Origin of the sequence: Variovorax sp. CF313, assembly GCF_000282635.1 — a bacterium.
Taxonomy (GTDB): Bacteria; Pseudomonadota; Gammaproteobacteria; order Burkholderiales; family Burkholderiaceae_C; genus Variovorax.
The window spans coordinates 1-22,742 of record NZ_AKIW01000078.1; the positions used below are offsets into that span (position 1 = coordinate 1).

Genomic DNA, 22,742 nt, shown 5'->3' on the forward strand with positions numbered 1-22,742 from the left:
CGCAAACAGAACTCCTGGGAGGACTGCTTGCCTCGAACACCTTGCGGTATTCATCAGCGAAGCCCACGAGTATATGACAGTTTTCGGACCTTGCAAGGCTGCCCGCAAGAAACTCGAAGAAGGCCCCTCAGGCCCCTCACACGGAGCGGCCTCCTCCTCCACCACCAGGCCCTGACATCGGCTCCTCCGATAATCCGCGCCACATGGCACTCATCACACTCCTCGACGCCCAGCTCGCGTTCGGTCACGTCCCGCTGCTGGATCATGCGGACTTCTCTCTTCTCGAATCGGAGCGTATCGGCCTGATCGGCCGCAACGGTGCTGGCAAGTCTTCCCTGCTCAAGATACTGGGCGGCCTGGAGAAGACCGACGACGGCACTCTCCAGTTGCAGCAGAACCTCCGTGTGGCTTATGTCGCCCAGGAACCCTTGCTGGACATGGACGCGGATGTATTCACCGCAGCCAGCCAGGGCCTGGGCCCCGTCATTGCCATTCGCGATCTCTATCTCTCCGGTGCGGACGGCCTCGATCTGGACGCGCTGCAGTCCCAGATCGAAGCCTTCGACGCCTGGAACTGGGAGCAGCGCGTGGAAGAAACGCTGCACCGCCTCCACCTGGACCGCGACGCCCGCGTCGGGTCGCTCTCCGGCGGCACCCGCAAGCGCGTCGCACTGGCCCAGGCGCTGGTGGCCGCGCCCGACGTGCTTCTATTGGACGAACCCACCAACCACCTGGACCTCGACTCCATCGAATGGCTCGAGCAGTTGCTGATCGACTTCAAGGGCAGCGTCGTCACCGTCACCCACGACCGCAGCTTCCTGAACCGCGTCGCTACCCGCATCGTCGAGCTGGACCGGGGCAAGCTGGGCTCCTACCCCGGCAACTTCGAGCAGTATCTCCTGCAGAAGGAAGAGCAGCTCGCCCAGGAAGCCGTGATCAGCGCCAAGGCCGACAAGCTCCTGGCGCAGGAAGAGATCTGGATCCGCAAGGGCGTCGAAGCACGCCGCACCCGCAGCCAGAGCCGCATCAACCGCCTGCAGGAACTGCGCGCCACGCACGCCGCCCGCCGGAACGTGCAAGGCAGCGTCAACATGGACGTGGCCTCGGGTCAGTCCAGCGGCAAGATCGTGGCCGAGCTCACCGATGCCACCAAGTCCTTCGGCGAGAAGACCGTCATCCGCAAGTTCAGCAGCACCATCTTGCGCGGCGACAAGGTCGGCCTGCTCGGGCCGAACGGCGCGGGCAAGACCACACTGCTGAAGCTGATCCTGGGCGAGCTCGAGCCCGACACCGGCAAGATCCGCCGCGGCACCAACCTGCAGGTGGCGTACTTCGACCAGATGCGCGACAAGCTCGACCTCGACGCCACGCTGGAAGACTTCATCAGCCCCGGCAGCGAGTGGATCGAGATCGGCAGCCAGAAGAAGCACGTCAAGAGTTACCTCTCGGACTTCCTCTTCTCGCCGGCACGCGCCAACTCCCCGGTCCGCTCCCTCAGCGGCGGCGAGCGCAACCGCCTGCTGCTGGCCCGCCTGTTCGCCCGCCCGGCCAACGTGCTGGTGCTGGACGAACCCACCAACGACCTCGACATCGACACCCTCGAGCTGCTCGAAACCCTGCTGCAGGATTACGACGGCACGGTGTTCCTGGTGAGCCACGACCGGACCTTCCTCGACAACGTGGTGACCAGCACCATTGCCTACGAAGGCGACGGCAGCTGGCGCGAGTACGAAGGCAGCGTGCAGGACTGGCTGATCCAGTCCAGGCGCGCCCGCGAGATTGCCGAGCAGCGCCTCGCCGCAGCACCCGCTCCAGCACCTGCGCCCGCCCCGGCCGCGGAACCCGCGGCAGCCCCCCGGACAGCCGTCGCCCGCAAGAAGCTCTCTTATAAGGAGCAGCGCGAACTGGACGCCCTCCCCGCGCAGATCGAAGCCCTCGAAGCCGAGCAGAAGCGCATTACCGAGATGCTCGAACTCGACGGTGGCGCCATCTACGCCACCGATGCCTCTCGCGCCGCCGAACTGGCCGAGCGCCACGCCAACATCGACGACGAACTGCTCGCCGCCCTGGAGCGCCAGGAAGAGCTGGTCGCCGGGCGCTGACGCCCATGCCGGTCGTCCGCCTGTCCGACGCGCGGCAGGCGCCGACTAGGCTATACATGCTGCTCATCTCAACACCGGGAGAAGCCGCATGCCTTCCTCCTTCCAGGCGTTCTGCCGCCGATCCGCCACGCTTCCCGCGCTCGGCGCGTTCCTGGCGCTCCTGTTCCTCTGCGGCTGCGCGCAATTGCCGCAGAACGTCGAGCGCCCCATCTCGACCGCGATCACCTCGCCAGCCAGCGGCACCGCGCTGGCCGACCTGGTGCAGCAGCGCCGGCAGGCCGACAAGGCCCGCTATGAATCCGGCTTCATGCTCATGGGAGGCCCGCAAGCGGCGTACGGCAGCCGGCTGGCACTGATCGAGGGTGCCCAGAAGACGCTGGACCTGCAGTACTACGCCATCCACGCCGATGCCAGCACCGGCCGCCTCGTGCGCGGCCTGCGGGGAGCTGCCGAGCGCGGCGTGCGGGTGCGCGTGCTGCTCGACGACTTCCACACTACCGGCCGCGACGCGGCGGTGCTGGGGCTGGCCTTCATTCCCAATATCGAGATGCGGCTGTTCAATCCGATCGCGGGCTCGCGCGATTCCCGCATCAGCCGCTTCCTCAATTCGATCGACGACGCCTCGCGCATCCAGCAGCGCATGCACAACAAGCTGTTCATTGCCGACAACGTGCTCGCCGTCACGGGCGGGCGCAATCTCGGCGATGCGTATTTCGGCAATGCGGCCAACGCCAACTTCATCGATGTCGACGTGCTGGCGGCCGGTCCCATCGTGCAGGATCTCTCGCGCAGCTTCGACAGCTACTGGAACAACGAGCGCGCCTACCCCGTGCAATCGCTGATCACGCGCGAGGAGCTGCAGGCCATGCGCGACCGCGCGCGCAAGGCCGATCAGGAACTGGCCGAGGAATCGGCCCGCGCCCAGGACGCGAACGGCAACCCGAAACCGCCGGACGGCGAGCCGCGCCCCAACGCGCCTCCCACCGCCGCCCAGCGCGCCCGCGCCTGGGACGAAAAGCCGCTGGACCTGCGCACCGCCACCTTCGTCTGGGCTCCGGCCGTGATGCTGGCCGACAAGCCCGGCAAGATCCCCGCCGACTCGGATCCCACCAATGCGAAGGCACCGGGCCTCGTGGTCAGCCGGCCCGATGACAAGGCCGGCACCTCGCGTGGTGCGGCGTCGCTGGAAGCCGCCTCCGACCGGGCGGCCAACGGCGACACGGTGGTCGAGGGCCTCCTGCAGCTGATCGGCCAGGCGCGCACCGACCTGGTCATCATCTCGCCCTACTTCGTGCCCGGCAAGGACATGCTGCGGGCTTTTTCCGAAGCCCGCGGGCGGGGCGTGCGCATCCGCGTGCTGACCAACTCGCTGGCCTCGAACGACGCCCCGGTGGCGCACGTGGGCTACGCGCGCCATCGCGAGGAACTGCTCAGGATGGGCGTCGAGCTCTACGAACTGCGCAGCGAGCAGGCGAGCCTCGGCAATGTCTTCGGCTCTTCGGTCGGCGACAGCGCTCCCGGTGAATCGCGCGCGATGCTGCACTCCAAGGTGCTGGTGATGGATGGCCGGCTGCTGGTGGTCGGCTCAATGAACCTCGATCTGCGCTCGCAGCTGCAGAACACCGAGCTCGCGCTGCTGATCCGCAGCAACGAACTCTCGCGCGCAGCGTCGGAGCAGATCGAGCGCGGCATGCGCGAGCGCTCCTGGCACGTCGATCTGGTGGACGGATCGCTGCAGTGGCACGCGCCCGAAGGCAGCGACCTGAAGGACACCCGCACCGAGCCAGACGCCAGCGCCATGCTGCGGCTGATGCTCAAGCTCTTCGGCCCGCTGGCGCCCGACCAGCTGCTTTGAAGAGGCTCAGTGCTTGTGCTGATGCGCCGGGCCGGCGGCATCGGCACCTTCGGGCGCGCCCACCGGCAGCGCTACGTCCAGCGCGGTCTTCACGCCCTTGGCGTCCTCGAACTTCAGCGTCATCGGCACGCTCGCGCCCTTGGCCAGCGGGCCCTTCAGGTCCATCATCATCACGTGATAGCCGCCGGGCTTGAGCTCGACGGTCTGGCCCGCGGGCAGGTCCAGGCCGCCGGAGAGTTCGCGCATCTTCATGGTGTCGCCCTCCATCTTCATCTCGTGCACTTCGGCGATGCCGGCTGCCGGGGTCGAGATGCCGACCAACTTGGTGCCGGTAGGTGCGGTGAGCTTCATGAAGGCGCCGGTGCCGCTCTGGCCCGGCACCGACTGGCGCACCCAGCCATCGCGTACGTCGACGGTGGCCACGCCCTGCGCCACCACTTCGAGCTTCGCGGCGGGGCTCTTCAGCCCCTTGGTCGAATTGCCCGAGGCCGGCACCTCGGCCCAATCGGCCACGCCAACGTCGCAGGTCTGCAGCACCTTGAACCACAGCGTGCCCGGTGCCGCGGGCATCTTGCCGCGCAGCACGAACTCGGCGCGCTCGCTGCCGGGCAGCGCGTTCTCGGGCTTCTCGGCGGTCCAGCGCACTTCGCCATCGCCGCCCGTTCCGCCCTTCTGCACGTCGAGCTTCCAGCCCTTGCGCGCCTGTGCGTCGCTCAGCACGAAGCCCTTTGGCAGGCGCACGGCGAGGCCGGTGGTGGCCTTGGCGCCTTCGCAGGCGTGGCCGACGCGGAAGGCGGCGTTGTAGTCGCTGCCCACGGTGGCGCCGCCCGGCGGCAGCGTGACATGCGCGGAGGCGGCCGCAACGCCCGTCAGCATGGCGCAGGCAGCGAGAGTCTTGAGAGTGGTCGAGGCATTCATGGCGAAAGATCCTTGAAGTGGAAAGAGGGTCAAAGGTCGAACTTGAGTTCGGCCACGTAGGTGCGCTGCGGGTATGGGTGGAAGGCCCAGTACCTGTTGTTGTTCAGGTTGTCGATGCCGAAGGACGCGCTCCACTGCCGGTCGATCCGGTAACGTACGCGCGCGTCGACCACGAAGAACTTCGAGAAGCCCATGTACGCGGCGCCGTTGGGGTCGCTGTTGTCGAGCGTGCCGTACTGCCTGCCGCTGTAGCGCGCGCCGACGGTGTAGCTCCAGCGGGCGTCGGGGCGGTAGGTGGCGAGCAGCGCGGCGCGCACCTTGGGCACGCGCGGCTGGTCGCGGCCGACGCTGGCCGCAAAGCCGCTGTTGGCGGTGATCTTCGAGCGGGTCAGCGTGAGGCTGCCGCTCAGGTCGAGCCCCCGCACGCCCACGTCGACCGCGTTCATCGCCACTTCGAGCCCGCGCGTGCGGATGGCATCGACGTTCTGCACCGTGCTCACGAGGTTGGTGAGTGCCTGGGTGTAGAGCGCGTCCTTGGTGTTCTCGAAGAACAGCGTGGTGCGGAGCACGCCGTCGAGCCCCCAGCCCTTCATGTCGCGCTCGGCGCTGAGCTCGGTGGTCCACGAGCGTTCAGGGCGCAGATTCGGATTCGTGTTGACGATGCGGTTGCCGTCGATCGAGCCCTGGTAGAGCTCGCTCACCGTCGGCATGCGCACCGCACGGCCGGTCGAGGCCTTGAAGAGCCAGTCGGACGTGGCCTGCCACGCGATGGCGGCCTTGGGCGAGTCGTAGCTGTTCTTGCGCGGCGTGAAGTTCAGCAGCGTGCTTGCGTTGCCGAGCTGGCCGCCGTAGGCCTGCCAGCGCTCATGGCGCAGGCCGAGCGTGGTCTTCCAGTCCTTTGCGAAGCGCCAGGTGTCCTGCGCGTAGAGCGACTGCAGCCGGGTGTTGCCGTTGAAGGCCGAGAACGGCGTGACGGGAGAGCCGTCGATCCAGTCGAGCGTGTTGCCGACGCTGGCGCGCAGGCGCGCCGTGTCCTGCTGGAAGCCGAAGTCGACCACGTGCGCGCCCACGCCTTCGGCCGAGCCGGTGGGCCGCCAGGTGCCGGCCGCCTTGAAGGTGTTCCAGCCGGAACCGCCCATGTCGGTGGTGCGGCCCGGGCCGCCGTTGAAGGCGCCGGGTAGCGGTGTGGTGGGCGTGCGCGAGGTGTCGCGCGAATAGTCGAACAGGCTCGCCGCCACCTCCCAGTCGAACACGCCGCCGGTGTGGCTCTTCACCGAGAGGCCGTGCATGTAGTGCGTGAGCGCGGTCTCGGTCGGTGCGAGCGCGGCGCTCGGCGAATCGAGGTTGTAGCTGCGCCCGCCGATGTTCACGCGCCCGCCGTACACCGGCCGCCCGAAGGCGTCGCGCAGCCAGGTGTCGACGCTGCCGTGCGTGGTGTTGTTCCATGCACCCAGCGTGTAGGTGGCGCGCACCGCAGGCGAGAGGTCGTAGGCCACCTTGAGCTTGGCCTGTTCCTGCGTGGTGTCGTAGAGGGTCGAACCGCCCACCAGCCACCACGGCTGGTTCGATGGATTCAGCCCGAGTACGGCGCCGGTCACCGGCGTGCCCGCGCTGCCGACCGTGCCCGCGCTCACCAGCCGGTTGCCGAACACCAGCGCCTGCCCCTTGCTGTGGGTGCGCGACGCGCTGAGCCACCACGACCAGTCGCCGCTGCGGCTGCCCAGCGACAGGTCGAGCTGCTGGCCGGCCGGCGAGGAATGGCTGTTGTACAGGTCGAAGTTCGACGCGAAGCCGCTGAGCTTGACGTGCGCCTCCAGCTGCGTGGGCATGCGCGTCACGTAGTCGACCACCGCACCCACCGAGTTGCCCGGGTACGCGGCCGAGAACGGCCCGTACAGCACGTCGACCCGCTCGATTTCTTCCGGCGACACCATGCCCCAGCGCGGCGCGTAGGTGGCGCCGTTGCCCAGCGGGTTCGACAGCATGATGCCGTCGGCGTACACCATCGAGCGCGCGCTGTTGCCCGTGCCCGAGGCGCGGGTGGCGAGCACGGCGTGGTTGAAATCGCCGATGTAGCGCTTGCGCACGACCAGGCTCGGCAGGTATTTGAGCGCGTCTTCGCTGTCGGTGGCGTTGACGGTTTCGACGACCTGCTCGTGCGTGACGCCTTCGATGGTGGTCGGGATCTGCGTCGGAAGCGAGGTCGGGCGGCCGCCGGTCACGGTGATGGTGCTGAGCGCGCGGCCACCGGTGCCGCTTTCAGGCGTCTCGGCGGACTGCTGTGCCAGCGCAGGCACGCCGAAGGGAAATGCCATGGCGATCGCCAGGGCGCGGGAATGCTTTTTCAAGAGGAACCTTCTCCACGAAACTTCAAGCCGGACAGGCCGCACATGCGCTTCGGTCGCGCGCATGCAGCTACGGTTTTGAGAGCGTCAGGAGAAAGCCGGGGGCCCGCGCGCCGGCAACGGCGCCGCGGTGGCCGCGGCCAGGCGCGCGGCGGGAATGGACTGGACCACGCGGCCCAGCGGCAAGGGAAGATCGAAGACGGGAGCGGCCACAGCCGGCGGCGGTGCGCCGCTCAGCACGCACAACGGGCAGTCCATGTGCGAGGCGCCCATTTCCTGCGTGCCGTCTTCGGTGTGGACCACCACCTTGATCGAGCCGGCGCTGGAACACACCAACTCCATGGCCTGCGGGTTCACCAGCGGCGATGCCACCGCCACGCCCAGCGACAGCACGAACCACAGCAGCACCCAGCGGCCGACGAGGCCGAGGAAGCGGGTGGGGTGGCGCAGCACGTGCATGGCGGTCGCGATTATCTGCGCACTTTGCCCTTGGCAGGCGCCTTGCCCCCTTTGGCGGCAGGCACAGCCTTTGCCGATCTACCGCCCTTTGCTGCGGCAGCAGGCGCACCCTTCTGACCACGCTGACCCTTGGCGGCCTTGCCGCCGCGCACGGCCTTCGGCGCTGGCGAAGGCGCCGCAAGCGCCGGCATCGGCACCGCCGTCTGCGCCTGTGCATCGGTCAGCACTGCCGTCACGGTGAAGCCGCGCGCCGCCATCAGCGCGGGCAATCCCTGCGGGCCGATCATGTGCAGTGCACCGACCGCCGCGAACACGCGCTTGCCACCGAAGTGCAGGCGCTCGATGCCGTCGGCCAGGTTCGGGTTGCGGTCGTCGAGCAGGCGCTTCATCAGCCGCTGCTCGGCGGTCGTCTTGAGGCAGTCGCACCACTCGGGGTAGCGGGCGAGCCTGGCCGCGTCGCTGCGCGCCCAGACGTCGGCCAGCTCCTTGAGCTGGCCGCGCAGCTTGCCCGATTCCAGTTCGTCCAGCGCCGCATCGACCTGCTCTGCCTCCTCGGCTTCGGATTCGCCGGTCAGCGCCTTCAGCTGCTCGGCCGCGCTTTCGAGCGCGACGACCGGCTTGTTGCCGTTGCGGGCGGAAACCGCCAGCGTCTCGTCCACGCCGAATTCCGGGTACAGCCCGTCGGCCCGTCCCGCCAGGCCGGCCAGTGCCGTGACCTGCAGGATCGGCTGCAGCTTCGACAGCGTGCCAGGCGGCACGCAAGCCTCGGTGTTCTGGCGCTCGAGACGGCGGGCACGCTCGCCGCTGAGCATGCGTGCCAGCAGTGCCGGGTCGGCCGGCTGGCCCATGACCTGGGCAGTAGCCTCGTCGCGCAAGTCGAGCTCCAGCGCAAGGGTGTCGCTCTGCGCGAGCGCTTTCTGGATGGTCGGACCGGGCCGCACCCAGTCGCCGCGGCCGACGTGGATGGTGCCGTAGAGCCACGAGCTGCGCCCGTCGCGCTCGATGCGCCAGAGCACCCCGCGGTCGACGCCATTGCGCACGCCCATGCCCGGCTTTTCGAGGCTGGCGATGGCCGAGGGGGGGCAGGCGGCATGCGCAGCCGCGAAAGTGAACAGAAGAGCGATGCCGCACATCCGCGCGGCGAAGATCCGGAGTATCCGCAAGGCTTGCTCCACGATAAAAGAAAGTCCGGCATTCTCACAGCACCGCTGCCCATAATCCGAAACCATGCAGAGCATCTTCCACCTGGCCTTCAACGTCCGCGACCTCGACGTCGCCCGCCGCTTCTATGGCGGCGTGCTCGGCTGCGCCGAAGGCCGCAGCACCGGCACCTGGGTCGATTTCGACTTCTTCGGTCACCAGGTTTCGCTCCACCTCGGCGAGCCCTTCGCCACCGCCCGGACCGGCCGGGTCGGCGACGTGATGGTGCCAATGCCGCACTTCGGCCTCGCGCTGGCCCTGCCCGACTGGCAGGCGCTGGCCGCGCGGCTCGAAGCCGCCGGCACCGAGTTCGTGCTGAAGCCGCAGGTGCGCTTCGAGGGCCAGCCGGGCGAGCAGTGGACGATGTTCTTCCTCGACCCGTTCGGCAACCCGATCGAGGTCAAGGGTTTCCGCTCGCTCGACACGCTTTACGACAAGTGACATGACCCCGCGCCGGACCGCCCTCCGCGGCGCCGCCGCATTGCTCGCGTTGCTCGGCGCCGCGACGGCGCACGCGCAGCTGGACTGCGAGCTGAACGGCCGCAGCGTGAACCCGGCCGACGGCAGCAGCACCGCGGGCAAGACCGGCCTGCTGCGCTGCAAGGACCGCGCAACCGGCGAGCTGCAGCGCGAGGAACAGGTGCAGAACGGCGTGTCGATGGGTCTGGTGCGCATCTACGAGAAGGGCAAGCTCGCCAAGGAGCACACCCTCAATGCCAAGGGCAACCTGCAGGGCCGCGCCCGCGAGTTCTCGCCCACGGGCCGCGTGCTGCGCGACGCCACCTACGACGACGGCCAGGAGCGGGGGCTCGTGCGCAGCTTCTACCCCGACGGCAGGCTTCGGCGCGCCATCTTCTATCCCGACACCGGCAGCGGCAGCGAACGCGCGTCGGTCGAATTCACCGAGCACGGCCAGCTGTCGGCGCTGCGCTGTGCCGACGCGCCCACGTTGGCCCCGGTGGTCGATGACGCCAGGCTCTGCGGCTTTACAGGCACCGGCCCGTCGCAGGTCGAACTGTTCGACTCGCGCGGCACCCTGCGCTCGCGGCTGTCGTACGTGTCGGGCAAGCGGGTGCGCTCGCAGAGCTTCTACGACAACGGCAAGACCGCGGCGATCGACGAAATCGTCGGCAACCAGCGCACCGAGCAGAACTACTCGTCCGAGGGCGTCAAGCGCCGCGAGGCGGTGTACCTGCTGGTCGAGCGCGCGAGCGTGCGCCTGCGCGAGCAGGCCTTCTCCGAAAAAGGCGCGCTGGTGCGCGACCAGCGCTGGAACAGCGCGGGCGAGCCGATCGTCGACGACAGCTACTACCTCAACGGCCAGCCGAGCAGCAAATCCGCCTACAGCGGCAGCGGCGACACGCGCACGGTGGAGATCACCGAGTTCTACGACAGCGGCCAGCGCGCCGCGCAGGGCCGCTACCAGGTGGTGAGCCGCGGCCGGCAAATCCCGGTCGGCACCCACCAACGCTTCAGCGAAAAGGGAACGCTGCTGGCTGAATCCACCTTCGACGCCAAGGGCCGCGTGACGCGCGAGCGCGCCTGGGACGAGAACGGCGAGCTGCAGCGCGACGACGAGGTCTTCGAGGACGGCTCGAAAAAATAGGCTCGCCTCCTACCGGTGCAACACCAGGGGCCCGGCAACGCCGGTTCCTCGGTGTTTCACGAAGGGAGAGAGTCCCCTCTGCGGCTTCAGTCCAGCTTGATGCCGGCTTGCTTGATGATCGGGCCCCAGCGCCTGGACTCGGCGCGCGACAGCGCCGCGAACTGCGCCGGCGTGCCGGGCATCGCTTCCATTCCGAAATCATCGAAGCGCTTCTGCACGGTCGGCGTGCCGAAGGCCTTGTTGAGGTCGCCGTTGAGCTTGTTCACCACCGCCGCCGGCAGGCCCGCCGGGCCCAGGATGCCCTGGAAAGCGAACACCTCGGTGTTGGGCACGCCCACTTCGGCCAGCGTCGGCACGTTGGGCAGCAGCTTGCTGCGCGCACCCGAGCCGATGGCCAGCACGCGCACCTTGTTGCCCTGCATGATCGACAGGCCCGAAGCCAGGTCGAGGAACATGCAGGGCACCTGCCCGCCCATCACGTCGGCCATGGCCGGCGCCGCGCCACGGTACGGAATGTGGGTGATGAAAGTGCCGGTGCGCACCTTGAACATCTCCATCGCGAGGTGGTGCGGCGAGCCGTTGCCGGGCGAGGCGTAGTTGACCTTGCCGGGGTTGGCCTTCACGTAGGCCAGGAACTCCTTGAAGTTCTTCGCCGGGAAGTCCGGATGCACGACCAGTGCCAGCGGGAACTTGCCGATCGCACCGATGTAGGTGAAGTCTTTCTCGGGGTTGAACGGCAGCTTGCTGAACAAGTGCTCGTTGAAGGCCAGCACGGCGTTGTCGGCCGACATGATCGTGTAGCCGTCGGGCTTGCTCTTGGCGACGATGTCGGCGCCGATGTTGGTCGAGGCACCGGGGCGGTTGTCGACCACGATCTGCTGGCCCAGCGTCTGGCGCATCGATTCGGCCAGCACGCGCGCGATCACGTCGGTGCCGCCGCCCGCAGGGTACGGCACCACCCACTTGACGAGTTGCGCGGGGTACTCCTGTGCATGGGCGAAAGGCGTGGCGGCCACGGCGGCGCCGGATGCGAGCGTGGCGAGAAGGGTGCGGCGATCCATGGATCAGTCTCCAGTCGTTGTTTGTGATTCGGAAGCGGACAGCGATGGTACGGGCAGCGCGTGCAACGCGTCGGCCAGCGCGGCGCGGCAGCGCGCCTCGTCGCCGACCTGCTCGAACAGCAGCAGCGCAAGCCGCGCGAGGAACAGCGATTCGCGCTCGGCGCCCGCCTCGGTGATGGCGCGCGCGCACTCGGCGTAGAGGCGGTCGCGGGCGTCGGGGTTCAGCGGTGTCGTGCTCATGCGGGGAGCTCCTGGGCCGCACGGGCCAGTGCGGGTTGCAGGGCGCCGGGCGGCAGGCGATGCCAGCGCGCGGCCACGTGGCCGTCGGGGCGCAGCAGGTAGACCGCGCCGTCCTGTGCGCCGAGCGCTTCGAAGACGGCAGGGGATGCATGCGCATCGGCGCCGCCGGAGCCCGGGCTCGCAATGCTGCGAACGACGAAGGGCAGCGCGCCCTGCCGTGCCTGCGCGACGTCGGCCGCGGGCGGCGCGGCCACCTCGGGCTGCAGCACCAGCAGCGTGAAGGCCGGCGCGACCCAGTCGGTGAGATGGCCTTGTTCGAGTTGCTGCTCCGGCATCACTTCGCCCGGCAGCGGGCCGGCCGGCAATGCATCTCCTTCGCCCGACGACAGCGGCGAATCGGCGTAGCGCACGGCCTGCGTCTGGCGCGGGTTGATGAGTTGCGCGATGCCGCGGTGCCTTTCCGACAGCGACAGCGCCGCCTCGCGCAGCAGGTCGAAGCCGCGCGACGGCGGCGACATGAACTCGGTGCTGCGCATCGCGTTCTCGGCGTTCACGTGGAAGGCCGCGATGCGCTCCTGCGAGTACGAGTCGAGCAGTGCCGCATCCGACAAGCCCCTGGCGACGAACGCCAGCTTCCACGCGAGGTTGTCTGCGTCGTCGAAGCCCGAGTTGAGCCCTCGCACGCCGAAGATCGGCATCGCATGCGCCGCGTTGCCCGCGAACACGACGCGGCCGTGGCGGTAGCTGTCGAGCGTCATCGCGCCGGCGCGGTAGACCGAGGTCCACACCGTCTTCCATGGCAGGTGGCCTTCGCCGATGGCGTCGAGGTGGCGCTGCACGAACTCGGCCACGGCTGGTGGCTGCAGCGCCTCCTCGGTGCTCTGGCCGGGGCGCAGCTGGTAGTCGATGCGCCAGATGTCGTCGGGCTGGCGGTGCATCAGCACGGTCGAGCCCGGGTTCCACGGCGGGTCGAACCACGCGCGGCGCTCCGTCGGGTGCCTGCTCTTGAGCTCGATGTCGATGATCACGTAGCGGCCTTCGTAGCCCGTACCTTCGAGCGCGAGCCCCATCGCCTTGCGCACGAAGCTCTGGCCGCCGTCGCAGGCTGCGAGCCACTGGCCGTGCAGCCGGTATGCGCCTTCGGCGTTGCGCACGTCGAGCGTCACGCCGTCGTCGTGCTGCGCGAGGCCGGTGAGCTCGGTGCCCCAGCGGATGTCGATGAGCCCCGGCGTCGCCTCGTTGCGGCGGAAGATCTCTTCGAGCAGGTAGTGCTCGGCGTAGTACTGCTCGAGGTTGATCATCGGCGGCAGCTTCTGCTGCGCGTCGTGCGGCATCTCGAAGCGGAACACCTCGGCCGTCTTGTAGAAGCTGCGCCCGCCGGTCCACGGCAGGCCCTTGCCCATGAAGCCGCGCAGCACGCCGAGCCGCTCCATGATCTCGAGACTGCGGCGCGAGATGCAGGCCGCGCGGCTGCCCACGCACACGGTGTCGTCGGCTTCGAGGATCACGCTGCGCACACCGTGGTTCGCGAGCCCCAGCGCCAGCGCCATGCCGACAGGGCCGCCGCCGGCGATCACCACCGGGTGGCTGCCGGCTTCAACGCCGCCAGGGCCGAGCGCGGGCGTTCGGGCTCCGTAGCGCGTGTAGTGGAACGCGCCGACCGAGGGCGGCAGTCCGGCGTCGGCGCCGGACTTCGGCGGCACGGGGCCGCTGGCGGCATCGCCGAGGGTGGCAGCGGGAGAGTTCATCATCCGGCGGGATTGTCCCGATGCGGGAGGAGCGGCAATGTCATAACTTCGTACGAGGTAGTTACCCGTATGTGCGCCCTTTTCTTCTTCTTTCCTCCCGCATGAGACGCTGGCGCATCCACCCCGCCGAAGACACCGCGCTGGCCGCCGCCGTGGTCGGCGACGTGCTCTCCGGCGTGGGCACGCCGCTTCTGGCGACCAGCTATCTCAAGGCCATGCAGCGCGTGATGCCGGTGACCTTCTGCACCGTGTTCGTGGTCGATGCCGCCGGGCGCATCGAGCTCGTGTCTGCCGCCAGCAGCTACGGCAGCACGGCCGAGCGCACGTCCGAACGCTACGTGGCGCAGCGCTTCGATTTGCTCGACCCGAACATGGCCTGGCTGGCGGCGCGCAAGCTGCCCAGGCGTGCGCAGCTCTGGATGGGGCACCAGCGCGCCGACGAAGTGGCCGACCCGGTGTACCGCGCCGCCTGCTACGGCGACGTGGGCATTCGCGAGCGCGCCTCGGTGCTGTTGCTGCAGCCCACGGGCCAGCGCGTGGCCGTGAGCTTCTACCGCAGCCTCGCGCAGCCGGAGTTCGGCGCGGCCGACTTCGCGCGCATCGAGGCGCACGCCACGCTCCTGGCCGATGCCACCGCCGCGCACGGCCGCAGCGCAGTGGCCGCGCGGGAGCCGGTGGAGCCCGTCCTCGCCTCGCGGCTGCTGAAGCTGAGCCTGCGCGAGCGCGAGGTCATCGGCCACCTGATGGCGGGCCGGACGGCCAAGGAAGCCGCGCGCGAGATCGGCGTGGAGCTGACGACGGTGCGCACCCACCAGTACCGGGCGTTCCGGCGGCTGGGGATACGGTCGCAGAAGGAGTTGCTGCGCGGCGCGGGGCCGCACTGAGCCGGCCCCTCAGTCTTCGGAAGCTTCTTGCTCCGGCCGTGGCTCGTCCGGCGCCCCGCCCTGCTGCGGCTTCACCAGCGACACCGGCGCCTCCTTCGGCCGCCCCGCCGTGGACACGATCTCCTGATCGATCGCCCCGAACAGCGAGCGCCCGTCCAACCCCTTCATCTCGATGCGGATCGTGTCGCCGAACTTCATGAACTCGGTGTAGGGCTGGCCGGTCTGGATGGTCTCGATGCAGCGCTTCTCGGCGATGCACGAATAGCCCTTGGGCCAGTCCATGTGGCCGTTCTTCTCGACGCCCTTGTTGCTCACGGTGCCGCTGCCCACGATGCTGCCGGCGCGCACGTTGCGCGTCTTGGCGATGTGGGCGATGAGCTGGCCGAAGTGGAAGGTCATCTCCGGGCCGGCGTCGCACAGGCCGACCTTGCGGCCGTTCCAGCTGCTTTGCAGCGCGAGGTGTACGCGGCCGTCCTGCCACGCCTCGCCGATCTCGTCGAGCGTGACGGCCACGGGGCTGAAGGCGGTGGCGGGCTTGCTCTGGAAGAAGCCGAAGCCCTTGGCCAGCTCGGCCGGAATGAGGTTGCGCAGGCTCACGTCGTTGGCCAGCATCACGAGGCGGATGCCGTCGAGCGCCTGGTCGGGCGTGGCACCCATGCGCACGTCGCCGGTGATCACCGCGATCTCGGCCTCGAAGTCGATGCCCATGGCTTCGCTGGGCACGACCACGTCGTCGGTCGGGCCCAGGAAGTCGTCGCTGCCGCCCTGGTACATCAGCGGATCGGTGTAGAAGCTCTCGGGCACCTCGGCGTTGCGCGCCTTGCGCACCAGCTCCACGTGGTTCAGGTAGGCCGAGCCGTCGGCCCACTGGTAGGCGCGCGGCAGCGGGGCCATGCACATCGACGGATCGAAGGGAAAGGAATGGCGTGCACGGCCGGTGTTGACGGCGTCGTACAGGTCCTGCAGCTGCGGGCTCATGAAGCCCCAGTCGTCCAGCACCTGCTGCAGCCGGCTCGCGATGCCGGTGGCGTAGTGGGCGAGCGTGAGGTCGCGCGATACGACGACGAGCTGGCCGTCGCGCGAGCCGTCCTTCAAGGTGGCGAGTTTCATGATGCGGTGCGTGCGTGAGAACGGGGACGGGGCGCCGGCCCGGGCCGGTCGCCGCTCCCACTTAAACTGGTTGAACGGGCGGCAGTTTACCGAGGTGGTCTTTCGTGAACCTCCGGGCCGGCGCCTCACTCCACATACCGATGCCGACGCTCGTCGCCCCCTCTTCCTCGCCATCGCTGCCTCCCGGGCTGCCGGGGCGTCCGTCGTGGCGGGTTCTGATCGGGCTGACGCTGCTGGTGGGGCTGGTCCATCTGTTGCTGCTCGGGCTGGCGCCGATGGCGGTCGGGCCGGAACCCTCGCCGCTGGCTAGCAAGTTCAGCACGCGCACCATCGTGATCGCACCACCGGCGTCCGAGGCGCCCGCTCCGGCGGCCGCACCCGCCGAAGCGAAGCCGCCTCCGCCACCCAAGCCGCGGCGTCCCCGTGAAGCGTCTGTGCCCAAGCCGAAACCGGCCGTCGTCAAGCCTGCGCCCGCGCCAGAGCCGGATGCCTCCACGCCTTCAGCCCCCGAAACGCCCGACCTGACAGCCCAGGCCGCTACCAATTCAGGAGCAACACCGCCGGAAGCAGCGGCCAGCGCCCCAACCGGCGCGGTATCGCCTTCCAGCGGCACCGGAACCGGCACCACTGCGGCGGCCGGCGGCGAGGCCTCGGGCACCATCGCCGGCACCCAGGCGATGAAGATCCCCGGCTCGGTCACGCTGGACTTCGAGGCCACCGGCCAGTCCGGCGCCTCCCCGCAGCGTGGCGTGTTCGGCGAACTGGTCTGGCTGCAGGATGGCAGCCGCTACGACGGACGGCTGACGCTCAAGGCGGTGTTCTTCACCTTGCTCAACTGGCACAGCACCGGCCGCATCGGTCCTTCGGGGCTGGAGCCCGAGCGGTACTCCGAAAGCCGCAAGTCAGAGCTGGCTTCTCATTTCGTACGCGAACAGGGGCAGATCGTGTTCAGCAACAACGCGCCACCCGTGCCCCTGCTGGCCGGCGCGCAGGACCGCATGAGCGTGATGATGCAGCTCGGCGGCCTGCTGGCGGCCAGCCCCGGGCGCTATCCGGCAGGCACCCGGATTTCGGTCCAGACCGTGGGGCCGCGCGATGCCGACGTCTGGGTCTTCGTGGTCGGTGACGAAGAAAAAGTGAGCCTTCCGGCCGGCGAATACGTCACGCGCAAGCTCACCCGCAATCCTCGGCGGGAGTTCGACCGAAAACTCGAGCTTTGGCTTGCGCCAGCGTACGGCTACCTGCCAGTGCGCATCCGGCAGACGGAACCCAACGGGGACTTCGCTGACGCCCAATTGCGCAAACCCCTACCCGCGGCCCCCCCGAACTGAGGAGAAGGTCGTTCCATCGGAGCAAAGCCAAGAAAATTAGCCCGTTGGTTTTACAGGAATGACAACCTGTCTTGAAACTGGCGCGTTGATTGCTATGTATCCCCCATGAACGCCATCGACATCCTCACAGGGCCCGCCATGAACATGCTTTATGACTCGGAGTCTTTCGTCGTCGTCCACGTGCAGCCCAATGAAGGCGACGAACCCGCGCAACCCAACGTGCCGGTTCTGGAGCGCCACGGCTTCGAGATCGTGGACAAGCGTTCGGGCAAGGAGGTCTACCTCGACGGCTCGTGGGCCGAGCTGTTCCAGCAGCAGATCGCCGCATGGCAGCTCAACACCCCCACCCAGGAAGAAGTCGAGGACACGCTCGAAGGCTACGCCGAGCTGGCCCACACGCCGGTGCTGGTGCACTGACGCAAATTCGGCCTCCAACGACAAAGCGCCCTGTCCGGGCGCTTTTTTCATGAAGCACCGGCAACGGGTCCCGTGAACCGGGTCAGCGAAGAAACCGAAAGAGACGACAGGGAAAAGCGGAAATGGACGGCACGGCGGGCGTGTGCCGGGGCATAGTATGGCGTGATGTCCCCTCCAAACCGGCCCCTGCGGACTCCCTGGCGCCTGCTTCTTCCCCTGCTCGCCACCACCGCATTCGGGGGCTGCTCGGTGCTGCCTCCCGGCGCCGATGCACCCATCGCGCGCCGCATCGCAGCACTCCAGCCGGTCGACGCCCTCCTGCTCGGCGAGCAGCACGACGCCCCCGAGCACCACGCCATCGAGCGCGAAGCCGTCGAGGCGCTGGTCGCGCGCGGCCATCTCGCCGCGCTTGCGCTCGAAATGGCCGAGGAAGGCCGCAGCACCGCGCGCATCGCCCCCACCGCCACCGAAGCGCAGGTGCAGGCGGCCCTCGACTGGAGCGACAAGGCCTGGCCCTGGGCCAGCTACGGCCCCACCGTGATGGTGGCCGTGCGCGCGGGCGTGCCCGTGGTCGGCGCCAACCTGCCGCGCACGCGCATGAGGGACGCCATGGCCGACGTCTCGCTCGACGTGCAGCTCAATGGCGAGGCCTATGCCGTGCAGCAGGACGCCGTGCGGGAGGGCCACTGCAAGATGCTGCCCGAATCCCAGATCGTCCCGATGACGCGCATCCAGGTGGGCCGCGACCGTGCAATGGCGCAGGCCATCGTCAAGGCAAGGCGGCCGGGCCAGACGGTGCTGCTGATCGCCGGCGCGGGCCACGTCGTGCGTACGCTCGGCGTGCCGCAGCATCTGCCCGACGACATCAAGGTTGCCACGGTGCAAATGCGCGCCGCTGCCGCTGCGGCGGACGTGGCGGCGGGTGATTACGACAGCACATGGCAGACGCCGCCATTGCCCGAGAAAGACTATTGCGCCGAGTTCAAGCGGCTGGCCAGGCCGCAACCGAAGGCTTGAACGCGTCGACCCTATTCACCGAACCAGAACAACAACCAGGCGCCGACGGAGCCGAGTGTCACGGTGACGAGAAGAGCCTGACGACCCACGAAAAGCGGCTGATTCATCCAGCGTTCGATTTTTTCCGACATCGTCATCTCCAGCCCCGTGGTGAGGGCTGAAGAATGAAGCTCCCGCTGGCTTCTGTCAAAGCGCTAAAAATGCTTCGTCGACAGTCAGTTCAAAACGAAAGTCGCATGGTTTCCGGCGCCGCGATCCTGCGAACGGCCTTCGCGTCGCCGGCTTGCGCAAGGGCCGCCGCCCCGCTCAGGCGTGCTTTCTGATCGAATCCGCCAGCGTATTCACCAGCGTGTCGATGTGCGACTTTTCCACGATGTACGGCGGTGCGATCACCAGCACGTCGCCCGCGGGCCGTACCAGTGCACCCTTGTGGAAGCAGTCCAGGAAGATGTCGTAGGCGCGCTTGCCCGGCGTGCCCGCGATGGGCGCGAGTTCCACCGCCGCGGCGAGGCCCAGGCTGCGGATGCCGATCACGTTCGGCAGGCCCTTGAAGGCACTGTGGAAGGCATCGCCCAGCACCTTGCCCATTTCGCCGGCGCGCGCGAACAGGTTCTCCTGCTTGAAGAGATCGAGCGTGGCGATGGCCGCGGCGCAGGCCACCGGGTGGCCCGAGTAGGTGTAGCCGTGGAAGAACTCGACCACGTGCTCGGGCGCCTCGGTCTTCATCATCGCGTCGTAGAGCTTGTCGCGGCAGATCACGCCGCCGAGCGGAATGACGCCGTTGGTCACGCACTTGGCGAAGTTCAGCATGTCGGGCACCACGCCGTAATAGTCGGACGCGAAGTTGGTGCCCATGCGGCCGAAGCCGGTGATGACCTCGTCGAAGATCAGCAGGATGCCGTGCTTGTCGCAGATCTCGCGCAAGCGCTTCAGGTAGCCCTTGGGCGGCAGGTACCAGCCGGCCGATCCGGCCACCGGCTCGACGATGATCGCGGCGATGTTGCTCGCATCGTGCAGCGGCAGGATGCGCGTTTCGAGCTCGACCAGCGGGTCTTCGGCCCACACCGGCTCCTCGTTGTGGATGTAGGCGTGGTTCACCGGATCGTGGATGAAGCGCATGTGGTCCACGCGCGGCAGGAAGGCCGAGCCGAACACCTTGCGATTGCCGGGAATGCCGCCCACCGACATGCCACCGAAGCCCACGCCGTGGTAGCCCTTCTCGCGGCCGATGAACACGTTGCGGTGGCCTTCGCCGCGTGCGCGGTGATAGGCAAGCGCGACCTTCATCGAGGTGTCTGCGGCTTCCGAACCCGAGTTGCAGAACAGCACCTTGTTGAGATCGCCGGGCGCGAGCGAGGCGATCATCTCGGCCGCCTTGAAGGCGCGGTCGTTGCTGACCTGGAAGGCAGTGGCGTAGTCGAGCGTGTCGAGCTGCTTCTTGATCGCCTCGTTGATGGGCTTGCGGTTGTGGCCCGCGCCCACGCACCACAGCGAGGAGATGCCGTCGATCACCTTCTTGCCTTCATGCGTGGTGAACTCCATGCCATCGGCCGCCACGAAGACGCGCGGGTCTTTCCTGAAATGGCGGTTGGGAGTGAAGGGCAACCATTGGTTGTCCATGTTGAAGTCCTGCTGGGCCATGTCTCGCTCCTGCGGTTATGTGGTCGAGGAAAATCGCGATTCTGGCACCCCTGCGACAATCACGCCCCTGATGACGACCACTACGCCCACCTCGCCCGCCTACATCCTGAACCTCTCTTGCCCCGACCGTACGGGCATCGTGCACGCCGTGTCGGGCTTCCTGCTCGAACGGGGCGCCAACATCGAAGAGGCCGCCCAGTACAACGACCACGACACGGGCCTGTTCTTCATGCGGGTGCGCTTCGCCTGCGGCGAGCACAGCGAAGCCACGCTGCGCGAGGAATTGAAGACCTTCGCCGCCGGCTTCGGCATGGCGCTGCAGCTGCATGCCGCCGCCGAGCCCATGAAGACCGTGATCCTGGTCAGCAAGGAAGGCCACTGCCTCAACGACCTGCTGTTCCGCTGGAAGAGCGGCCTGCTGGCCATCGACGTGCGCGCCATCATCTCGAACCACCGCGACTTCTACCAGCTGGCCGCCAGCTACAACGTGCCGTTCCACCATATCCCGGTGACGGGCGCGACCAAGGCGCAGGCCGAGGCGAAGCAGCTGGAAATCATCGAGGCCGAAGGCGCCGAGCTCGTGGTGCTCGCGCGCTACATGCAGATCCTGAGCAACGACCTGTGCCGCAGCCTGGCTGGCCGCGCGATCAACATCCACCATTCGTTCCTGCCCAGCTTCAAGGGCGCCAAGCCCTATTACCAGGCCCACGACCGCGGCGTGAAGCTGATCGGCGCCACCGCCCACTACGTGACGGCCGACCTCGACGAAGGCCCGATCATCGAGCAGGACGTGGAACGCGCCGACCACACCGACACGGTCGAAGACCTCACGGCCCGCGGCCGCGACACGGAGAGCCAGGTGCTGGCGCGGGCGGTGAAGTGGCACAGCGAGCACCGCGTGCTGCTGAACGGCCACCGCACCGTCGTGTTCCGCTGAACCCTGCCGTCAGTTGCGATTCGGGTCGTCCGGCCGGCGGTCGTAGCGGTTCGGCACCCCGTCGCCATCGCGGTCCCAACCGCCCCTGTGGTATTGCCAGCGGTCGCCGTCCTGGCGCCATTCCGGCGGACGGTAGGCATAGCCCGGACGCTCGCGCACCCAGTAGCCGCGGACCCACACGTGGCGGCCACCGTGCCATTCATAGTGCCCCGGCGACCACGCATAGCCGCGGCGCGGCGGCGGCATGCGTTCGAAGCGCGGCGGGGGCGGCGCCACCTCGATGGTGACGGGCTGCGCCTGCGCGGCCGTGGGAACAGCCAACGTGCCCACCGACAGAAGCGAAGCAGCGCCGATGGAAAGAGCCAATGCGATCTTTTTCATGAAGTACCCCTCATGAGTTGTAGGAGCCTTCATGCTGCCCAGCCCATGTGAAGCGCCTGTAAGCGGTGCACGAAATCTTGTGTAGAGCTGTGACCCGCCTTTCGCTGCTCCCACAGCCCTTGCGAGCACTCACTCCTGCAATTCGTGCAGGTCGATGGTCGCGGCCATCGCGGCATGGCCGGCCTTGTTGGGGTGCAGATGGTCGCCCGAGTCGAACAGCGGGTTCAATGCCTGCGGGTCTGCGGGGTCACGCAGCGCCGCATCGAAATCGACCACGCCGTCGATGTCCTGCCGGCCGCGAATCCAGCGGTTGACGGCTTCGCGCATGGCATCGTTGGCCTCGTTCCAGTAAGGCGTGTTCCTGAATGGCGGCACCGTGCCGAGCAGCACCTTCACGCCCTTGGCGCGAGCCTGCTTGACCAGCTGCTCCAGCCCATCGGTGATGCGCTCGGCGGTCGGCATGTCGCGGGGCTTGATCTCGGCGCCGGGCACGTTGGCGAACAGGGTGCGGCCGATGTCGTTGGTGCCGAGCAGGACGATCGCGTGCGTCACGCTGCTCTGCCGTAAGGCGTCGCGCTCGAAACGCGAGAGGCCGCTGGGCCCCATGCCGTCGGCCAGCAGGCGGTTGCCGCCGATGCCGGCATTGAGCACCGCTATGTCGTTTCCAGCGCCCTGCGTATCGCGCAGGCGCGTGGCCAGCATGTCGGGATAGGCCCCGAATTTGGCCTCCGCGGTGCCCGACGTGATGGAGTCGCCGAAAGCCACGACGGTGCGCACGGACTTCGTGGTGAGGACGTCGAGCCCGGTCACGATCTGGTTCAGCACCAGCGGCGTGGGGCTCTTCAGCTTCGGCGCCATCACGGCATTGCCGGCAGTCACCCAAGTCGTTCCCGGCTCGAGCATGGAAACCGTGGAAAACGACGCGGCGCGGTCGAAGAAGGCACTCACGACCACGGTTTGCCCCGCCTGAACCGGCAGGTCGACGCCATCGCTCCAGGCGTCCGCGCCGGGGGCGAGCGTGAGGCTGGTGCGCCCGCCGAACCGCAGCACGCGCAGCGTGGTCGGCGAGAACGCATCGGCGCCGGTGCCGCGTGCCGCACTCGCGGCGGCAATGCGCAGCGGCGCCTTGCCGAAGCGGTTCGAGAAGCGAATGCGGATGCGCTGGCCGTCCAGCGACAGTTCGACCTGCTGGCGCAGCGTCTGCCCGCGCAGGTCATTGCCGGCGGGCGATGAATAGCCCGCGCCGCCGGGGCTTGCGGCCAGCTCGCCGAACTCGACCGGCGCCACGGCCCAGCTCGCCACCCAGTGCGCCTCGGCGGGCTGGCGGGGATGGTTGCCGGGAGTGACGGCCTGCACGCCGACGGCCAGCACTGCGAGGCAGAGGGCCGCCACCCAGTGCGCCGTGGCCACGTCGCGGAGGTGGGCTGCCCAACGAGAAACCAGTTTCATTCGCGCAAAGCGGCTCAGTTTACGGAGCCATGATCTCCCGC

Annotated in this window: 20 protein-coding genes; 9 read left to right on the forward strand and 11 right to left on the reverse strand. The window is 68.3% G+C overall.

Annotated features, from left to right (window positions below; all coding sequences use genetic code 11):
* Positions 1-203 precede the first annotated feature (203 nt).
* Together PMI12_RS19615 and PMI12_RS19620 are read left to right on the forward strand one after the other, a co-directional pair.
* Complete coding sequence (locus tag PMI12_RS19615) at positions 204-2,102, forward strand: ATP-binding cassette domain-containing protein (RefSeq protein ID WP_007835946.1); 1,899 nt, start codon at positions 204-206, stop codon at positions 2,100-2,102.
* Between the two features lie 88 nt (positions 2,103-2,190).
* Positions 2,191-3,957, forward strand: coding sequence for a phospholipase D family protein (locus PMI12_RS19620; RefSeq protein ID WP_007835947.1), 1,767 nt, complete (start codon positions 2,191-2,193; stop codon positions 3,955-3,957).
* A 6-nt stretch (positions 3,958-3,963) separates the two neighbouring features.
* Here PMI12_RS19620 and PMI12_RS19625 read toward each other — a convergent pair whose 3' ends face one another.
* The 4 genes from PMI12_RS19625 to PMI12_RS19640 form a co-directional block, all read right to left on the reverse strand.
* Positions 3,964-4,875: a copper chaperone PCu(A)C gene (locus PMI12_RS19625; RefSeq protein ID WP_007835948.1), complete on the reverse strand. Its 912-nt coding sequence runs from the start codon at positions 4,873-4,875 to the stop codon at positions 3,964-3,966.
* A gap of 29 nt (positions 4,876-4,904) precedes the next feature.
* Positions 4,905-7,223, reverse strand: coding sequence for a TonB-dependent receptor (locus PMI12_RS19630; protein WP_007835949.1), 2,319 nt, complete (start codon positions 7,221-7,223; stop codon positions 4,905-4,907).
* 84 nt (positions 7,224-7,307) lie between these two features.
* A complete protein-coding gene (locus PMI12_RS19635) occupies positions 7,308-7,679 on the reverse strand; it encodes a DUF2946 family protein (RefSeq protein WP_007835951.1) in 372 nt (123 codons plus the stop codon).
* An 11-nt stretch (positions 7,680-7,690) separates the two neighbouring features.
* Positions 7,691-8,842: a TraB/GumN family protein gene (locus tag PMI12_RS19640; protein ID WP_007835959.1), complete on the reverse strand. Its 1,152-nt coding sequence runs from the start codon at positions 8,840-8,842 to the stop codon at positions 7,691-7,693.
* A gap of 64 nt (positions 8,843-8,906) precedes the next feature.
* Between PMI12_RS19640 and PMI12_RS19645 the strand changes: the two genes are divergently transcribed.
* Both PMI12_RS19645 and PMI12_RS19650 read left to right on the forward strand, forming a co-directional pair.
* The gene (locus PMI12_RS19645) at positions 8,907-9,320 is read left to right on the forward strand and encodes a VOC family protein (protein WP_007835960.1); all 414 of its coding nucleotides are present in this window, start codon (positions 8,907-8,909) and stop codon (positions 9,318-9,320) included.
* A gap of 1 nt (position 9,321) precedes the next feature.
* A complete protein-coding gene (locus tag PMI12_RS19650; RefSeq protein ID WP_007835961.1) occupies positions 9,322-10,485 on the forward strand; it encodes a toxin-antitoxin system YwqK family antitoxin in 1,164 nt (387 codons plus the stop codon).
* Positions 10,486-10,571: 86 nt separating this feature from the next.
* On the opposite strand, the gene PMI12_RS19655 is transcribed toward PMI12_RS19650, so the two are convergent.
* The 3 genes from PMI12_RS19655 to PMI12_RS19665 are packed head-to-tail and all read right to left on the reverse strand — an operon-like array spanning position 10,572 to position 13,537.
* Positions 10,572-11,546, reverse strand: coding sequence for a Bug family tripartite tricarboxylate transporter substrate binding protein (locus tag PMI12_RS19655; protein ID WP_007835962.1), 975 nt, complete (start codon positions 11,544-11,546; stop codon positions 10,572-10,574).
* A gap of 3 nt (positions 11,547-11,549) precedes the next feature.
* A complete protein-coding gene (locus PMI12_RS19660) occupies positions 11,550-11,786 on the reverse strand; it encodes a hypothetical protein (RefSeq protein WP_007835963.1) in 237 nt (78 codons plus the stop codon).
* A complete protein-coding gene (locus PMI12_RS19665) occupies positions 11,783-13,537 on the reverse strand; it encodes an FAD-dependent monooxygenase (protein ID WP_007835964.1) in 1,755 nt (584 codons plus the stop codon). The genes PMI12_RS19660 and PMI12_RS19665 overlap by 4 nt, the downstream gene beginning before the upstream one ends.
* A gap of 98 nt (positions 13,538-13,635) precedes the next feature.
* Here PMI12_RS19665 and PMI12_RS19670 point away from each other — a divergent pair, with 98 nt between their 5' ends.
* A complete protein-coding gene (locus tag PMI12_RS19670) occupies positions 13,636-14,418 on the forward strand; it encodes a helix-turn-helix transcriptional regulator (protein WP_007835965.1) in 783 nt (260 codons plus the stop codon).
* Positions 14,419-14,427: 9 nt separating this feature from the next.
* On the opposite strand, the gene PMI12_RS19675 is transcribed toward PMI12_RS19670, so the two are convergent.
* Positions 14,428-15,528, reverse strand: coding sequence for a fumarylacetoacetate hydrolase family protein (locus tag PMI12_RS19675; RefSeq protein WP_007835966.1), 1,101 nt, complete (start codon positions 15,526-15,528; stop codon positions 14,428-14,430).
* Between the two features lie 140 nt (positions 15,529-15,668).
* Here PMI12_RS19675 and PMI12_RS19680 point away from each other — a divergent pair, with 140 nt between their 5' ends.
* The 3 genes from PMI12_RS19680 to PMI12_RS19690 all read left to right on the forward strand — a co-directional run bounded on the left by PMI12_RS19680 (position 15,669) and on the right by PMI12_RS19690 (position 18,293).
* Complete coding sequence (locus tag PMI12_RS19680; protein ID WP_042673827.1) at positions 15,669-16,859, forward strand: DUF3108 domain-containing protein; 1,191 nt, start codon at positions 15,669-15,671, stop codon at positions 16,857-16,859.
* A gap of 105 nt (positions 16,860-16,964) precedes the next feature.
* Complete coding sequence (locus PMI12_RS19685; RefSeq protein WP_007835970.1) at positions 16,965-17,276, forward strand: BTH_I0359 family protein; 312 nt, start codon at positions 16,965-16,967, stop codon at positions 17,274-17,276.
* A 165-nt stretch (positions 17,277-17,441) separates the two neighbouring features.
* Positions 17,442-18,293: a ChaN family lipoprotein gene (locus PMI12_RS19690; RefSeq protein ID WP_007835973.1), complete on the forward strand. Its 852-nt coding sequence runs from the start codon at positions 17,442-17,444 to the stop codon at positions 18,291-18,293.
* A gap of 306 nt (positions 18,294-18,599) precedes the next feature.
* On the opposite strand, the gene PMI12_RS19695 is transcribed toward PMI12_RS19690, so the two are convergent.
* On the reverse strand, positions 18,600-19,934 hold the full coding sequence (locus tag PMI12_RS19695) for an aminotransferase class III-fold pyridoxal phosphate-dependent enzyme (protein WP_007835976.1): 1,335 nt from the start codon (positions 19,932-19,934) through the stop codon (positions 18,600-18,602).
* A 70-nt stretch (positions 19,935-20,004) separates the two neighbouring features.
* Between PMI12_RS19695 and purU the strand changes: the two genes are divergently transcribed.
* A complete protein-coding gene (gene purU, locus PMI12_RS19700) occupies positions 20,005-20,871 on the forward strand; it encodes a formyltetrahydrofolate deformylase (RefSeq protein WP_007835977.1) in 867 nt (288 codons plus the stop codon).
* A 9-nt stretch (positions 20,872-20,880) separates the two neighbouring features.
* On the opposite strand, the gene PMI12_RS19705 is transcribed toward purU, so the two are convergent.
* A complete protein-coding gene (locus tag PMI12_RS19705) occupies positions 20,881-21,252 on the reverse strand; it encodes a YXWGXW repeat-containing protein (RefSeq protein ID WP_007835978.1) in 372 nt (123 codons plus the stop codon).
* 129 nt (positions 21,253-21,381) lie between these two features.
* A complete protein-coding gene (locus PMI12_RS19710) occupies positions 21,382-22,701 on the reverse strand; it encodes an SGNH/GDSL hydrolase family protein (protein ID WP_007835979.1) in 1,320 nt (439 codons plus the stop codon).
* Between the last annotated feature and the right edge of the window lie 41 nt (positions 22,702-22,742).

What these genes read in the sequence shown, in the direction of transcription:
- PMI12_RS19620 (WP_007835947.1), top strand. Translation starts at nt 2,191, where the DNA reads ATGCCTTCCTCCTTCCAGGCGTTCTGCCGCCGATCCGCCACGCTTCCC.
- PMI12_RS19675 (WP_007835966.1), bottom strand. Translation starts at nt 15,528, where the DNA reads ATGAAACTCGCCACCTTGAAGGACGGCTCGCGCGACGGCCAGCTCGTC.
- PMI12_RS19670 (WP_007835965.1), top strand. Translation starts at nt 13,636, where the DNA reads ATGAGACGCTGGCGCATCCACCCCGCCGAAGACACCGCGCTGGCCGCC.
- PMI12_RS19710 (WP_007835979.1), bottom strand. Translation starts at nt 22,701, where the DNA reads ATGAAACTGGTTTCTCGTTGGGCAGCCCACCTCCGCGACGTGGCCACG.
- PMI12_RS19680 (WP_042673827.1), top strand. Translation starts at nt 15,669, where the DNA reads ATGCCGACGCTCGTCGCCCCCTCTTCCTCGCCATCGCTGCCTCCCGGG.
- PMI12_RS19615 (WP_007835946.1), top strand. Translation starts at nt 204, where the DNA reads ATGGCACTCATCACACTCCTCGACGCCCAGCTCGCGTTCGGTCACGTC.
- PMI12_RS19695 (WP_007835976.1), bottom strand. Translation starts at nt 19,934, where the DNA reads ATGGCCCAGCAGGACTTCAACATGGACAACCAATGGTTGCCCTTCACT.
- PMI12_RS19685 (WP_007835970.1), top strand. Translation starts at nt 16,965, where the DNA reads ATGAACGCCATCGACATCCTCACAGGGCCCGCCATGAACATGCTTTAT.
- PMI12_RS19660 (WP_007835963.1), bottom strand. Translation starts at nt 11,786, where the DNA reads ATGAGCACGACACCGCTGAACCCCGACGCCCGCGACCGCCTCTACGCC.
- PMI12_RS19690 (WP_007835973.1), top strand. Translation starts at nt 17,442, where the DNA reads ATGTCCCCTCCAAACCGGCCCCTGCGGACTCCCTGGCGCCTGCTTCTT.
- purU (WP_007835977.1), top strand. Translation starts at nt 20,005, where the DNA reads ATGACGACCACTACGCCCACCTCGCCCGCCTACATCCTGAACCTCTCT.
- PMI12_RS19705 (WP_007835978.1), bottom strand. Translation starts at nt 21,252, where the DNA reads ATGAAAAAGATCGCATTGGCTCTTTCCATCGGCGCTGCTTCGCTTCTG.
- PMI12_RS19655 (WP_007835962.1), bottom strand. Translation starts at nt 11,546, where the DNA reads ATGGATCGCCGCACCCTTCTCGCCACGCTCGCATCCGGCGCCGCCGTG.
- PMI12_RS19625 (WP_007835948.1), bottom strand. Translation starts at nt 4,875, where the DNA reads ATGAATGCCTCGACCACTCTCAAGACTCTCGCTGCCTGCGCCATGCTG.
- PMI12_RS19650 (WP_007835961.1), top strand. Translation starts at nt 9,322, where the DNA reads ATGACCCCGCGCCGGACCGCCCTCCGCGGCGCCGCCGCATTGCTCGCG.
- PMI12_RS19645 (WP_007835960.1), top strand. Translation starts at nt 8,907, where the DNA reads ATGCAGAGCATCTTCCACCTGGCCTTCAACGTCCGCGACCTCGACGTC.
- PMI12_RS19665 (WP_007835964.1), bottom strand. Translation starts at nt 13,537, where the DNA reads ATGATGAACTCTCCCGCTGCCACCCTCGGCGATGCCGCCAGCGGCCCC.
- PMI12_RS19635 (WP_007835951.1), bottom strand. Translation starts at nt 7,679, where the DNA reads ATGCACGTGCTGCGCCACCCCACCCGCTTCCTCGGCCTCGTCGGCCGC.